The organism is Pseudomonas sp. FG13 (assembly GCF_057809755.1).
The window spans coordinates 1-708 of sequence record NZ_JBMDKO010000108.1; the positions used below are offsets into that span (position 1 = coordinate 1).

The 708-nt window shown below is 65.4% G+C and carries 1 protein-coding gene; it reads left to right on the forward strand.

Annotation, left to right across the window (positions count from 1 at the left end):
- Positions 1–708, forward strand: a 708-nt coding sequence (locus ACODTO_RS29545) for a carbon starvation CstA family protein (RefSeq protein WP_489107474.1), incomplete at both ends; no start/stop codon positions are given.

Consider the following 708-nt stretch of genomic DNA (forward strand, 5'->3'; position numbering starts at 1 on the left):
GCCCTCTGGATCGTCGTCGCAGCCGTGGCCATCTACCTGGTCGCCTACCGCTACTACAGCCTCTTCATCGCCAACAACGTGATGCAACTCGATGCGCGCCGGGCCACCCCTGCCGTGCTCAACAACGATGGCCTGGACTTCGTCCCGACCAACAAGCACATCCTCTTCGGTCACCACTTCGCCGCCATTGCCGGCGCGGGGCCGCTGGTCGGGCCGGTTCTGGCGGCGCAGATGGGCTACCTGCCCGGCACGCTCTGGCTGATCGCCGGCGTGGTGCTGGCGGGGGCCGTGCAGGACTTCATGATCCTGTTCCTGTCCACCCGTCGTAACGGTCGTTCCCTGGGCGACATGGTCCGCGAGGAAATGGGCCGCATCCCCGGCACCATCGCGCTGTTCGGCTGCTTCCTGATCATGATCATCATCCTCGCGGTGCTGGCGCTGATCGTGGTCAAGGCCCTGGCCGAGAGCCCGTGGGGGATTTTCACGGTGATGGCGACCATCCCGATCGCGATGTTCATGGGCGTCTACATGCGTTACATCCGCCCGGGCCGCATCGGTGAAATCTCGCTGATCGGCGTGCTGTTGCTGCTGGGCTCGATCTGGCTGGGCGGGCAGATCGCCGCCGACCCGGTCTGGGCCAAGGCCTTCAGCTTCACCGGGATCCAGATCACCTGGATGCTGATCGGCTACGGTTTCGTCGCGGCGGTG